The organism is Luteimicrobium subarcticum (assembly GCF_002798015.1).
In the GTDB taxonomy this organism is placed as follows: Bacteria; Actinomycetota; Actinomycetes; order Actinomycetales; family Cellulomonadaceae; genus Luteimicrobium; species Luteimicrobium subarcticum.
Genome location: NZ_PGTZ01000010.1, coordinates 215,138 through 228,923 on the forward strand (window position 1 = coordinate 215,138; position 13,786 = coordinate 228,923).

Genomic DNA, 13,786 nt, shown 5'->3' on the forward strand with positions numbered 1-13,786 from the left:
CGGGTGCAAGAATGTCTACGCGGGTGTCGCACTAACCGAACGAAGGGAAAGCTACCGTGTCGCGTCAGCGAATCTACGGCGTCACTTCCGGTGCACTCGTCATTGCAGCACTGGCGGCAGGAGCGGCGGGCTACCACGCCTCGGTGGCAGCGGCTGCCCGTCCATCGCCCGCACCGAGCATCACTGCCGCCCGATCTGCCACGGAAGGCCCTACGTCTCCGGCATCGTCGTCCGCCTACACTGACGAGCAGCTACGCGGCTTCGAGGCGCTCACCGGCGAGGAGGAATTCCGCCATGCGTTGATCGGGGTCAAGCTGGTCGCCATCCACGTGATGCCGAGTGTCGGCAAGCTCGGGTTCGACATCTCTGACCCGTACGGCGTCCAGGCGACCCACGACGCGATCGCCAGCACCGGACTGATCCCTGCGGATGCCGTCCAGGTCAACGTCGTTAACACCAACCTCGTCCTCTACTGATCGCGGCCAGCTGGTACGCGTGTCAAACTCGAACGAAATGAACGGGTACGCCGCAACTGGGGACAGGCAGCGAGCGTAGGCGCTAAACCCCTGTGTCACAACAGTTCTACGCTATCGGCATACTATTTCTTCCACTCACTTGTTCGCATGTGCGTACTTCCGTTTGTCCGGGGAGTACCTCCGTCACATCCCTGCGCGACAATGGCCCGATGCCGCGCCCGCCGACGCCGGACTTCTCCGCCCTCTTCGTGAACCGTGAGGTCGACCTCCGCCCGGTGGGTGTGCGGGTGCTCGATCAGCCCGTGCCGGCCCGCGCCACTGGCCCCGCCTACAGCGGTGACACCGTCGACGTCCTCGTGGTCGCCGCCGCCCGCGGTGCCCTGTGCGTGCAGCAGACCGGCCCCCGGGTGGCCGACCTGGCGCGCATGGCTGCCCACCGGCGACGTCGAACGGGTCACGCCTCGCACGGTTGGCCCCCGAGTTGGCCCCCATGGCGAGTGACCCAGGAGATCGACGAAGGCCCCGAACCGTTGCGGTTCGGGGCCTTCTGTCGGTGCGCCCGGAGGGATTCGAACCCCCAACCTTCTGATCCGTAGTCAGATGCTCTATCCGTTGAGCTACGGGCGCTTGACCACCTTGCGGGGCCGTCGAGAAGCCTACCGTGCCCGAGCCGTCATCCCAAACTCGATCCGGGGTGACGCTCGCCACGCCGCTCTCCGGCGCCGCTGGTGGCCCTTCTCAGGGCCTCACCAGCACCTTGATGGCGCGTCGCTCGTCCATGGCGGCGTAGGCCTCGGCGATCTCGCTGAGCGGCAGCTCGAGGTCGAACACCTTGCCGGGCTGGATCTTCCCGGAGAGCACGTCGGGCAGCAGCTCGGGGATGTACTGGCGGGCGGGGGCCATGCCGCCGCCGACCGTGATGTTGCGCGAGAAGAGCTTCCCGATGGGCAGCTCGGACCCGCCGGCCGGCACGCCCACGTACCCGACGTGCCCTCCCCCGCGGACGACGCCGAGCGCCTGCTCCATCGACTCCTTCGTGCCGACGCACTCGAGCGCGCAGTCGGCGAGGTCGCCACCGAGCACGTCGCGCACGGCCGCGATCCCGTCGTCGCCGCGCTCGGCGACGACGTCGGTGGCACCGAACTCGCGAGCGAGCGCGGCGCGCGACTCGTGCCGGCTCATCGCGATGATCCGCTCGGCGCCGAGACGCGACGCGGCGAGGACGCCCGACAGCCCGACGGCGCCGTCCCCCACGACGACGACGGTCTTGCCCGGTCCGACGCCCGCGGACACGGCCGCGTGGTGCCCCGTCGACATGACGTCGGACAGGGTGAGCAGGTGCGGCACGAGGGCGTCGTCGACGGGTCCGGGGACGACGACGAGCGAGCCGTCCGCGAGCGGCATGCGGACCCGCTCGCCCTGGGCGCCGTCGATCGGCAGCTTGTCGGGGTCGGGCGCGCCGAAGAACGACACGTGGTCGCACGCCGACGGCATCCCGGCGCGGCACGCCTGGCACGTCCCGTCGGACAGCGAGAACGGCGCGATGACGAAGTCGCCGGGCTGCGCGACGGTGACGTCCGCGCCGACCTCCTCGACGACGCCCACGAGCTCGTGCCCGATGGGGTGCGGCTGCTTCGTCTCGCGGACGCCGCGGTACGGCCACAGGTCGGAGCCGCACACGCACGCGGCGACGACCCGGATCAGCGCGTCGCCCGGGGCAAGGATCGTCGGGTCCGGGCGCTCTTCGTACCGGACGTCGTGCGGACCGTGGATGACGGCAGCGTGCATGAGGCATCTCCCGGGGGGGGTGGGGGTGGGGTTGCTCCGACCACGCTACGCCGGTAGCGTCGTCCACGACCGTTGAGCGTTCGCTCAAACCAAGCGCTCGATAACGACGACCGCCGGAGCCGGGCATGCCGCCACCCGCACGACGCAGCGCCGACGCCACCCGCACCGCGCTCGTCCACGCCGCCCAGGACGCCCTCCGCGACGTCGGGTACTCCGGGTCGAGCGCCCGCGAGATCGCGCGCCGCGCCGGCTGCAACCAGGCGCTCGTCTTCTACCACTTCGGGTCGGTGCAGGACCTCCTGCTCGCCGCCCTCGACGACGTCAGCACCCGCCGTCTGACCGCCTACCAGGAGTCGATCGCGACCGCCACGACCCTGCACGCCCTCGTCGACGCCGCCGAGCGGGTGCTCGAGGACGACCTCGCCGCCGGAAACGTCGCAGTGCTCGTCGAGCTGCTCACCGCCGGGTCGTCGTCGCCCGACCTCGCCGCAGCCGTCACGGAACGGCTCGCCCCGTGGCGCGACCTCGCGGAGCTCGCGGTCGGGCGCGTCTTCGAGCTCGTGCCCGGCGCCGCCGTGCTCCCCGTCGACGAGGCGGCGCACGTGCTCATCGCCACGCTCCTGGGTCTTGAGCTCGTGGCCGGGACGTCCACCGGCCGGGAGACCACCGCCGTCCTCTTCGGACGCGCGCGACGCGTCGCCGACCTGCTGGAGCCCGGGCCCGCGGTCCGCAGCGACCGTGCCCCGCGCCCCCGGACGGGCAGGGCACCCGCCGGAGGTGCGTCGTGAGCGCCCAACCCCCGACGTGGCCCACGCCTCCGCCACCGGAGGCGCCGCCGGGGCCCTCTGCGGTGACCGTCAGCGGCGTCCTGTGGGTGCTGGTCGGCGCCGGGATCGGGCTCGGCATCTCCGTGATCGGCCTTGTCACGGCGCCGCTGGCGATCGTCGGCGGCATCCTGCTCGGGACCCTCGGGCGCCGGTGGGCGCTGACGACCGCACCTCTCGTGGTCAGCGGGCTCGGTGTCGTCCCACTGTACGTGGCGTGGCTCAACCGCGGCGGCCCGGGCGACGTGTGCCACGCCGGAGGCACCGCGTGCACCGAGGCGATGAACCCCTGGCCGTGGGCCGCGGCGGGCGTCCTTCTCGTCGCGCTCGGGGTCCTCCTCGTCGTCGTCGCCCACCGGAGCGAGACGCGCCGCGCGGCCCGCCCGCACTGAACCACCGACGCCCCCCGCACAGCGACCCCCGGCCCGGAGGGCCGAGGGTCGCTGCACGCCGTGGTCAGCGCGTCACGGACACCCCGTGCGCCGACGACGTCGCCGCCGCGTACCGGTCGTCACCCCGGTAGGACGCGACGGCACGCCACGTCCCGCGGGAGAGCGTCGGCAGCGTGACCGTCGCGCGCCCGGACCGCAGCGTCACCGTGACGGTGCGCTTCGACGCGCCGTGCGTGAGGGTCACGACGACCTTCCCCGTCGCGGGCGACCCGCCGCGCACGGACGCGACCGTGACGACCGCCGTCCCGTGCGCCCGGGTCGTGGGCGTGCGGGTGACGGTCAGCGTCGGCCGCTGGGCGGCCTTCGTCACCGTCACGACGACCGTGCCGCTGCTCGCGAGGTGGTACCGGTCACCCGTGTACCGCAGCGCGAGCGTGTGCTTGCCGGGCGCGAGCGTCCCGGCGGCCAGCGTGACGCTGCCCGTGCCGCGCACGAGCGACGTCCAGCCGAGCTGCTTCGAGCCGGACCGCAGCTCGACGCTGCCCGAGGGGTTCGCCGTCCCGCCGGTCACGGCGACGCGCACCGTGCCGTTGCGGCCGTACGCCCACGTGCTGGTGGTGCCGGTGACCTTCGTCGCCGCGGCCGGTGCGTCCGAAGGGTCCTTGACCGTCAGGACGAACGACTGCTGCGACGCCGCGTGCCGGTCGTCACCCAGGTACGACGCGACGACGACGTAGCTCCCCGGGGTGGGGAGGTGGTCGATCGTGCACTGCGCCTTCCCGGCGACGAGCGGGGTGACGCAGAGCGCGTCCTCGCCCAGCATGAACTGCACCGTGCCGGTCGCCCCCGCGGGCGCGACCGTCGCGGACAGGCCGAGCTGCGTCCCGAAGGTCGCCGACACGTTGCCCGCCGAGACCGTGGTCCTCGTGAGCTGCGGTGCCTGCTTCGCGACGACCTTCACGGCCCGCTGCGCCTGGGCCACGTTCCCGTTCGCGTCCGCGACGCTGTACAGGAGCGTGTAGGTGCCCGGCGTGGTCCTGTCGACCGTGCCGACGACGGTGACCCTGCGGGTCAGGTCGCCGTCCGCCGCGTCGACCGCGGTGACGCCGGCCATCGGGTCGAACGTGTCGCCCTCCTGCACGGTCGTCGTCGCGGGGACGGTGAGGACGGGCGCCGCGGTGTCCGTGCCGGCGGCCGACGCCACGAAGATCCCGCCGAACTGGTCGACGGTCCCGAGGTCGTTGCCGGCGGCGTCCGTGCTGCTCGCCGTCCACGCGTACGTCTGGCCCTGCGTCAGCCCGGACCATGTGACCGACACCGGGAACCCGGAGGTGCCCGTCGCCGTGCCGATCACGGTGTCGGTCGGCGTGACGACGGCCAGGCCGTCCGTGCCGAACGACGTGCGGCGGCTCGACAGGTCCACGGGGACCGTGAAGTTGTTCTCCGAGCCGTCGTAGCGTGCCTTCCCGTCGTCGGCGGAGTTGCCGAACTGCTTGAAGAACGGCGAGTACGAGTCGACCGACATCGTCGAGCGCTTGGTGTCGAACTGCAGCAGACGCAGGTAGCTCGCCCCGAACCGCAGCGAGTCCGCGGCCTTGTGGTCGACGACGCCGTCGCCGTCCACGTCGATGCTGCCGTCGGGCTGCGTCACGCACGTCGGGCAGGTGCTCGACGTGAAGATCTTGCTCGCCGGCTCCTGGTACTCCTGGTAGTCCGCGAGCAGCTCGACGACCTTGTGGGACAGCTGCGGGCCCTGGATCGTCTTGAGGTTCGTGCCCACCCCGTGGATGTGCCCCGCGAGGACCAGGAACACGTTCGGGTTCGCGGAGACGACCTGCTTGTAGAGCAGGCTGCCGTCGCTGTTGAACGACGCCTCACGGCCGTCGCTGTTGCCCGACGCGCCCAGGTAGCCGTGCGTGATGATCACGGCGTTGCGGTCCTTGTAGCGCTGCAGCACGGTGTTGGCCCAGTCGGCCTCGGCCTGCGTGACGCCGTACGACAGGCCGATCGCGACGAAGTCGAGGCCGCCCGCGGAGAACAGCACGTAGCTGTTCTGGCTGTCCTTGCCGCGTGCCGTCGTCGAGCCGTCGGACGCGGTCTGCTCGTCCCACGCGTGGTACGACGCGCCGGCCGGCCAGTCCTTCGCCTGGTCGTAGTAGCCGTCCGCCGTGAACGCCTTCGAGAAGGTCGAGTCGGCACCGGTCTCGGCACCGCCCCGGTTGTCGTGGTTGCCCGCGACGACCTGGTTCACGACGCCCGTGCCGTCGAGCATCGAGAAGGCGCCCGTGGCGAACGCGTTCTCCTTCGCGATCTCGTCCTTCAGGCCCGGGTACAGCAGGTTGCCGTTCGCGTCCTTCGCGTCCGGGTCCTGCGTGTTGTTGTTGATGAGGTCGCCCGTGTTCGCGAGGTAGGCGATCTTCTTGTCGGCCGCGTTGGCCTTCGTCCACTCGATGCTGCCGCGGTAGGCGGCAGCCCACACGGCCTGCTCCTCCTTGGTCTCGACACCGGACGACGTCTGGTACTGCGGGCTCGCCGGCCACTTGCCAGAGCCGCCCACGGCGCCCTCGGCGATGAACTGCGGGTCCGTCCAGTGCACGAAGGAGAACTGGTAGTCCTTCGGGTCCTGGAAGTGGTCCTGCAGCGCCGCGGTCCCGGCCGACGCGTCGCGCGGGGCCAGGTCGTCAGCGAACGGGTCGAGCGCCATGACGAGGACGTGCACGACGCCGCCGTCGACCGCGCTCACCGGCACCGCCGCGTCGAGGGCCGTGTTCGTCCCCTCGGCGCCGCGGGCCGCCGCGACCTCCGTCCACGACTTCTTGGTCGCGTCCCAGACGCGCAGGCTGACGCTGCGCTCGGGGTCCACGACACCGGACCAGCGCAGGTGCCGGTCACCGTCGGACGCGGGCACCCGGACGTCGAACCGCTGGAACGGGATCGCCTCGTGGCTCGACGGGCTGTCGGCCGTGGTGCCGTCCTCCGCCTGCGTGCCCGTGACGGTGCCCGCGTCGTCGTACGCGAACTCGAGCGCGGACGGCGCGACGGCCACCGTGCCCTGGAAGCCGCCGTCGGCGAGGCTCGCCGTCGCCTGCTTGAACGTCGTCGTGACCTTGCCGCCCGCGGGGTCGGACGCGATGGCCGAGAGCGTCACCTTGCCGCCGCCCTGCCCGGTGTCCGTGCCGCCGCCCGTCGGGATGGTCGCCGAGGTGAACGGGACGGTCCAGCTCAGCGGGTGGCCGAACAGGTCGGTCGCGGTGATGGCGATCGTGTGGCTCCCCGCCCGCAGGCCGGCGCCGATCTTCTGGCCGAGCGCGATCTGCTGACCGTCGAGGGTGTACGTCCACCCGGTCGCCGCGCCCTGGTTCACCACCTGCACGTCGAACTCGGCGGGCTTGGTGAGCTTCGTACCGCTCGCCGGCGTCGACGACGTCAGGGTCACGTCGACCTGACGCGTCCCCACGGACCGGACGTCGAGCGCCGCGACCTGGGCGGCCGTGAGCGTCGTGCTCCAGATGCGTGCGGCCGACACCGTCGCCGCACCGTAGAACTCCGGCGAGCCGCCCGACGAGCCGACGTCCGACCCGATCGCGAAGTAGCCGGCGTCCTTCTGCGGCAGGCCCACGGCACCGCTGACAGCGGTGCTGGCCGACAGCGACCCGTCGACGTAGAGCTTGAGGCTCGCACCGTCGTACGTGGCCACCACGGTGTGCCAGACGCCGCGCTGGATCGCGGGCGACGTGGCGTACCGGTACGCGCCACCGATGTAGAACGCCGCCCGGACGGACGAGCCGGTCACGTACACCGAGTAGCCGCCGCTGTTCTTGTCGGAGCAGACGTCGTTCTCGCTCGTGACGGGCAGCGTGCCGTCGAACCGGAAGTCGCACTCGATCGACACGGACTGCAGCACGTTCGGCGTGTGCGTCGCGTCCCACATGTCCTGGACGGGGTACACGACCGCGTCGTGCAGGCCGTCGAACGAGCCGACCGTCCGGCCCAGCGCCGGGTCCTTCGTGACCGCGGGGTCACCGTTGACCGTGGGCGTCCGGTTCTGCGCGTGGTCCGTCCAGGTGCCGTCCGCCAGGTCGACGTCGAGGACGTCCGCGGACGGCACCGTGACCGCCGCGGTGTCCTGCGCGTAGAGGGCCGACACCTGGTCGGCCGACAGCGGCTTGCTCCAGATGCGGGCCGCGCCGACGGTCGCCGCCGCGCCCGTCTGCATCCCGCCGGTCGTCCCGATGTCCGTCCCGACACCGAAGAACAGGCCGCCCGGGGTGCCGACGGCGCCGGTGACCGCGGTCGACGCCGCGAGCGTCCCGTCGAGGTACAGCTTCACGGCCGAGCCGTCGTACACGCCCACCGCGTGCGTCCAGCGACCGGCCGTGACCGGTGCCGTCGCGTAGCGGTACGCGCCGCCCACGTAGAACTGGGCCTGCACGCTCGACGAGCTCACCCGGATGGTGTACCCACCGCCCTCCTTGCCCGAGCACACGTCGTTCTCGGAGGCGACGGGGAGAGCGCCGTCGAACCGGAACCAGCACTCGATCGTCACGCTCTTCGTGACGTTCGGGGTGTGGTCGGGGTCCCAGGCGTCCGCGAGCGGGTACACGAAGCCGTTGGTGCTGCCGTCGAACGCCGCGACCACCTTGTGGGTCGTCGCGTCGACGGAGTACACGGGCTTGCCGTACACCTTCGCCGCGCGCTGCTGCGCGTGGTCCGTCGGCGCGCCGCCCACGAGGTCGACGTCGAGGACGTCGGCCTTCGGGACGGTGACCGTCGGGGCCGGGGTGCCGGTCGGCGTCTGCGTCGGCGTGGACGTGGCCGTCGGGGTCTGGCTCGGGGTGGCCGTCGGCGTCTGCGTGGGCGTGCCGGTCGGCGTGCCCGCCACGACGCCCGACGCGACCGCGAGCGCCTGCACGTCCGCGGCGCCCAGGGCGCTGCTGTAGACGCGGGCGAGGGCGACCGTCGCGGTCGCCGGCGTCTGGACCACGCCGGCCTTGCCGATGTCGGAGCCGATCGCGAGGTAGCGCGAAGTCGACTCGGGGGCGCCGAGCGTGCCCGTCGCCGGGGCGGTCGACGCGAGCTGGCCGTCGAGGTAGAGCGCCACGTTCGCGCCGTCGTAGGTGCCGACCGCGTGGTGCCAGCGTCCGGTGTCGAGCGCCGCCGTCGCAGTCTTGTACGCGCCGTCGACGTAGGCGCCCCAGCGCACCGACGACGTGCCCTTGGGCACGTAGAGGGAGTAGCCGCCGGACTCCTTGCCGGAGCAGAGGTCCTGCTCGGTCGCGCTCGGGAGCGCGCCGTCAAACCGGAACACGCACTCGAACGTCACGGACTTCGTGATGTTGGGGGTCTTGCCGGCGTCCCAGGCGTCGGACGCCGGGTAGACGTAGGCGTCGGTGGTGCCGTTGAAGGTCGGCACGGCGCGGTGCAGCGTCGCGTCCTGCGCGTACGTGGGCGACCCGTTGGTCGCGGCGACGCGACCCTGGGCGTGGTCGGTGGGGCTGCCGTCGGCGAAGTCGACGTCGAGGACGTCGGCCTTCGGCAGGCCGGTGGCCTGCGGGCTCGGGCTCGCGCCGTTCTCGGCGACGGCGACGCCGACGCCGACGAGCGCGCTCGCGGCGAGGGAGAGCCCTGCGGCGGCTGCGACGACGCGTCGCACCGTTCGGGCTCGTGTCTGCGGATTCACGTCTGTGCTCCTTGTCGGGGGTTCTGGGACGTGGTGCTCGGCTGCGCCGCGCTGCGACGCGGGCACACCGGTGCGGGCTGCTCCGGTGCGGGTTCGGGCTCCCGGCGCCTGCGCCGGGAGAGGAGGACGCCCGCGACGGCGAGCGCGAGCAGCGCCGCGGCACCGACCGCCAGGGCCGCTGCGCGCCCGGCGCCCGCGGCGGACGAGCCGGGGGACGCTGCGGCCGGTGCGGGCGCTGATGCCGGCGCGGTCGCGGGGCCGGCCGACGCGGAGGCGGCATCGCTGCCGAAGGACCACTCCTGGCTGGTGCGCGCCCCCCCGTACGCACCGCGCTGGCCGTGGGGGCCGGTGGCGAGGGTCGTGTAGAGCGACGAGAGGTCGGTCAGCATGCTCACCGAGACGGTGGCGCTGGTGACGGGAGCCCCGCACGCGAAGTCGAGGGTGGCGCCGTCGTGGAGGACGTCCTTCTCGTCGACGATCGTGCCGGGGCACGTCGTCCCGCCGACGGTGACGCCGAGGTGGTCGAGCAGGTAGGCCCGGAACGCGGGGGACGACTCGAGGAGGGCGGGATCGCCGTCGTCGTAGGTGACGGCACCGTCGAGCATGATGCGGTCGTCCGGCAGGAGGTCCAGGTACTCGGCGAGGTACGTGAGGTCGTCCTGGGCGCCGACCTGCCAGTGGATGCGGACGGTGTCGGGGTCCGCGAGGCTCAGCGTGATGCTCTGCGGCGCACCGAAGGGGTGCGCGGCGGCGGGCTGCGCGGCACCGAGGACGAGGCCCGCGAGGGCTGTCGTCGTGACGAGCGCCGCGAGCGCGGTGCGGACGACGGACCGCGCTCGGCGGGACGAGGTGGCGTGCACGACCTCACCCGACCAGGCGAGGCCGAACCCTTTGTTGACCCGACAAAACACCCGGGGGGCCACCTTGTGAACATCGGTGGACCGCCGATGAACTGGCTGTGGCGCACCCGACCGGGATCAGCCCACCCCGGCGACCCGCTGGACGAACCAGAACAGGCCGACCGCGCTCACCCCGGCCGCGACCACGGCACCCGCCCACAGCGCGGTCCGCGGTGCGCGGCGCCGCAGCAGCACCAGCGGCGGGAACACGAGCGCGATGATGCTCAGCTGCACCAGCTCGATCCCCACGTTGAACACGAGCAGCGACGACAGCAGCGTCCACGACCACGCCGCGTCGATGCCGAGCGCACCGGCGAACCCCAGCCCGTGGACCAACCCGAAGCCGAACACGATCCCGAGCCGCGTCCAGTCGGCGCGGTCCATCCCGAGGCGCCCCACCGTGGGCGCCTCGAACGTCTCCGTCCCGCGCCGGGCGCGCAGGCGCCACAGGTACCAGCCCGCGACCAGCGCGATCGACAGGGCGATGGTCGGCTCGACCCAGCGCGACGACACGTGCACGATCCCGAGCGCCGCCAGCAGGAACGTCACCGAGTGCGCGAGCGTGAACGACGTCGCCGCGCCGACGACGTCGCGCAGCCGCCGCGACCCGACGATCAGCGCGAGCAGGAACAGGATGTGGTCCAGCCCTGTGAGCAGGTGCTCCGCGCCCAGGCGCAGGAACTCCAGGAGGTGGCTCGCCGTCGACTGCTGCGTCGACACCGACGGGGTCACCGTGTCGAGCGCCGCGCTTCCCGACCGTCCGTCGAGGTGGTACGTCACGATCGTCTCCGTGCCGCGCACGATCCCCTCGGAGTCCGGGAAGAGCGTGCTGCGGATCTCGTGCCCCGCGGCGGCGCGCCCGCACGCGTGGTCGAGGACGAGCGTCGCGTACGGCACCCCGTCGCGCTGGTGCACGGTCGCCCGGCCCACCTGCGTCAGGGCGCATGCCGCGCCGTCCGCCGACACCCGGAAGCGGTCCGTGACGTACGCGAGGACCGCGTCGGGGTGGCCGTGCAGCGCGTCCACCTCGTGTCCCGTGCCGAAGTCTGCGGACCCGTCGGCGACGAGGTCGGGGTCGTCCTCGGCCGTTCCCGCGGACACCACGAGGACGTCGTACTCGAGGTCCAGCGTCGTCCGCACCGCGCCCTCCGGGCCGGCGACGACCGACGCGTACACGCTCGACGAGAAGCCGTGCGCGGACGACGTCCCCGCGCCGAGCACCGGGAGCGCCAGGCACGCCGCGACCACCGCGAGCGCCGCGGTGGCCCAGCGGCGGGCGGGGGTGGCCCCCCGGGTACGGGCCGCGGGGAGCGGGACAAGGCGGGACATGGTTCTCCGTTCGGTCCTCGGCATGCTGACCGACCCGGGTGAACGGACCCCGGACCACGGCAGAACTCCCGACGACACTCTGTGGCCGGCCGCGGCGGCAGCACCCGTCAGGCGCACCGGGCGCGCCGGACGAGTCGGACGCACACTGGGGAAATGAGCCGCACGGAGGCGGTCGAACCCGCCGGGAACGCCGCCGCGTCCGAGGAGCCCACCCGCAGCGTGTGGGTGGTGTTCGGCGCCCTGATGCTCGCGATGTTCCTCGCGGCGCTCGACCAGACGATCGTCTCGACCGCGCTGCCGACGATCGTCGGCGACCTCGGCGGGCTCGACCACCTGTCGTGGGTCGTGACGGCGTACATGCTGGCGAGCACGGCGTCGACGCCGCTGTGGGGCAAGCTCGGCGACATGTACGGCCGGAAGGCGTTCTTCCAGGCGTGCATCGTGATCTTCCTGGTCGGCTCCGCGCTGTGCGGGCTCGCGCAGAACATGACCGAGCTGATCCTGTTCCGCGCCCTCCAGGGCATCGGCGGCGGCGGCATGATGGTGCTGACGCAGGCGATCGTCGGGGACGTCGTCCCGCCCCGCGAGCGCGGCAAGTACCAGGGGTACTTCGGTGCGGTGTTCGGCGTGACGTCGGTCGGCGGCCCGCTGCTGGGCGGCCTGTTCGTCGACCACCTGTCGTGGCGCTGGGTCTTCTACATCAACCTGCCGATCGGCATCGTGGCGCTCGTCGTGATCGCCGCGGTGCTCCACACGAACGCCGAGCACCGTAAGCAGAAGATCGACTACCTCGGCACGACGCTGCTCGCCGGGATCGCGACGGCGCTCGTCCTCATGACGTCGCTGGGCGGGGTGAGCTACCCGTGGAACTCGTGGCAGACGTACGCGCTCGTCGGCGCCGCCGTCGTGATGCTCGCGCTCTTCATCCCGGTGGAGCGGCGGGCCGCGGAGCCGGTCATGCCGCTGCACCTGTTCGCGCTGCCGTCGTTCACGATCACCTCCGCGATCGGCTTCATCGTGGGATTCGCGATGTTCGGGGCGCTCACCTTCATCCCGACGTTCCTCCAGGTCGTCCACGGGGTGTCCGCGACGATGTCCGGGATCCGGATGCTGCCGATGGTCCTCGGGATGCTGCTGACGTCGATCGGCACGGGCCAGCTGATCAGCAAGACGGGCCGGTACCGCATCTACCCGATCCTCGGGACGGGACTCACGGCCGTCGCCCTGTGGTGCCTGTCGCTGCTCGGGCCGGCGTCGTCGACGCTCGAGATGAGCCTCGCGTTCCTGCTCCTCGGCCTCGGGCTGGGGCTCGTCATGCAGGTGCTCGTCCTCATCGTGCAGAACGCGGTCGGGTACGAGGACCTCGGGGTCGCGACCGCCGGTGCGACGTTCTTCCGGACCATCGGCGGCTCGTTCGGTGTCGCGGTGTTCGGCACGATCTTCGCCAACCAGCTCTCCAGCAACATCGCGGACCAGCTCGCCGGCACGTCCCTGCCGCCCGGGGTGGACCCGTCGGCCCTCCAGGCCGACCCGCAGTCGATCGCGACGCTCCCCGCGGCCGTCCAGGTACCGCTGATCCAGGCGTACTCCGACGCGATCTCGACGGTGTTCTTCTCTGCCGCCCCGATCGCGGTCGTGGCGTTCGTCCTCGCGTGGTTCGTCAAGGAGCAGCCGCTGCGCAAGACGCTCGAGGTCGTCGACTACGGCGAGGGCCTCGGCGGCGCGCCGACCGAGCGCACCTCGCTGGACGAGATCCAGCGGTCCCTGAGCTCGCTGAGCAGCCGCCAGACCCGTAAGGGGCTGTACGAGGCACTGGTCCGACGCGCCGGGCTGACCGTGTCGCCGCTCGCCGCCTGGGTGCTGCTGCGGGTGAGCCATCGCGACTCGATGACGTGGCAGCAGCTCGTCGAACGGGCCGGCGGGCGGGGCGGTCCGAAGCTCGCGGACGCGCGGGACGAGCTGGTCGACAGCGGTCTGGTCCGGGACGACCCGCCCGGCACGTACACCGTCACGGACGCCGGACGCGCCGACGCGGACGCGCTCGAGGCGGCCCGGCGCGACGGGCTGGCCGAGCTGCTGCAGGGCTGGTCGCCCGAGCAGCACGACGAGCTCGCCGCGATGCTCCAGCACCTGGCGTCGACGCTCGACAACGACCACGGCGACCGGACCCCGGACACGACGAAGGCCCCGGCGGGCGATGCCCGGCCGGAGCCTTCGTGAATCTCTTGACCGCTTCTTGGGCGGAGACGGAGGGATTTGAACCCTCGAACGGGTTGCCCCGTTACCACCTTAGCAGGGTGGCGCACTAGACCTGACTATGCGACGTCTCCTTCGCCGACCGTGGTTCCGCCGCTCCCGTGACGGGGGCGGCGGCTACTGATCAGGCCTCGCAAGGTTA

At 72.3% G+C, this 13,786-nt stretch carries 8 protein-coding genes and 2 tRNA genes; 4 read left to right on the forward strand and 6 right to left on the reverse strand.

Translation table 11 applies throughout. From position 1 onward, the window contains the following. Positions 1 to 56: 56 nt before the first annotated feature. Positions 57 to 476: a hypothetical protein gene (locus tag CLV34_RS16465; protein WP_157803845.1), complete on the forward strand. Its 420-nt coding sequence runs from the start codon at positions 57 to 59 to the stop codon at positions 474 to 476. Positions 477 to 1,030: 554 nt separating this feature from the next. Here CLV34_RS16465 and CLV34_RS13100 read toward each other — a convergent pair. Next, positions 1,031 to 1,103, reverse strand: a tRNA-Arg gene (locus CLV34_RS13100). Between the two features lie 111 nt (positions 1,104 to 1,214). Then, complete coding sequence (locus tag CLV34_RS13105) at positions 1,215 to 2,264, reverse strand: zinc-dependent alcohol dehydrogenase family protein (protein WP_100350748.1); 1,050 nt, start codon at positions 2,262 to 2,264, stop codon at positions 1,215 to 1,217. A gap of 125 nt (positions 2,265 to 2,389) precedes the next feature. On the opposite strand from CLV34_RS13105, the gene CLV34_RS13110 reads away from it, so the two are divergent. Both CLV34_RS13110 and CLV34_RS13115 read left to right on the forward strand, forming a co-directional pair. Next, positions 2,390 to 3,052, forward strand: coding sequence for a TetR/AcrR family transcriptional regulator (locus tag CLV34_RS13110; RefSeq protein WP_100350749.1), 663 nt, complete (start codon positions 2,390 to 2,392; stop codon positions 3,050 to 3,052). Next, positions 3,049 to 3,480 (forward strand): hypothetical protein, encoded by a 432-nt coding sequence (locus CLV34_RS13115; RefSeq protein ID WP_157803846.1) that lies wholly within the window; start codon positions 3,049 to 3,051, stop codon positions 3,478 to 3,480. Before CLV34_RS13110 ends, CLV34_RS13115 begins: the two co-directional genes overlap by 4 nt. A gap of 64 nt (positions 3,481 to 3,544) precedes the next feature. On the opposite strand, the gene CLV34_RS13120 is transcribed toward CLV34_RS13115, so the two are convergent. The 3 genes from CLV34_RS13120 to CLV34_RS13130 all read right to left on the reverse strand — a co-directional run bounded on the left by CLV34_RS13120 (position 3,545) and on the right by CLV34_RS13130 (position 11,388). Further along, a complete protein-coding gene (locus tag CLV34_RS13120) occupies positions 3,545 to 9,160 on the reverse strand; it encodes a LamG-like jellyroll fold domain-containing protein (RefSeq protein ID WP_157803847.1) in 5,616 nt (1,871 codons plus the stop codon). Then, entirely contained in the window at positions 9,157 to 10,020 is an 864-nt protein-coding gene (locus tag CLV34_RS13125) for a hypothetical protein (RefSeq protein ID WP_100350752.1), read from the reverse strand. Before CLV34_RS13125 ends, CLV34_RS13120 begins: the two co-directional genes overlap by 4 nt. Before the next feature lie 117 nt (positions 10,021 to 10,137). After that, complete coding sequence (locus CLV34_RS13130; RefSeq protein WP_100350753.1) at positions 10,138 to 11,388, reverse strand: HupE/UreJ family protein; 1,251 nt, start codon at positions 11,386 to 11,388, stop codon at positions 10,138 to 10,140. Between the two features lie 153 nt (positions 11,389 to 11,541). On the opposite strand from CLV34_RS13130, the gene CLV34_RS13135 reads away from it, so the two are divergent. Next, positions 11,542 to 13,608, forward strand: coding sequence for an MFS transporter (locus tag CLV34_RS13135; RefSeq protein ID WP_100350754.1), 2,067 nt, complete (start codon positions 11,542 to 11,544; stop codon positions 13,606 to 13,608). A 21-nt stretch (positions 13,609 to 13,629) separates the two neighbouring features. Here CLV34_RS13135 and CLV34_RS13140 read toward each other — a convergent pair. Then, positions 13,630 to 13,718, reverse strand: a tRNA-Ser gene (locus tag CLV34_RS13140). Positions 13,719 to 13,786 lie beyond the last annotated feature (68 nt).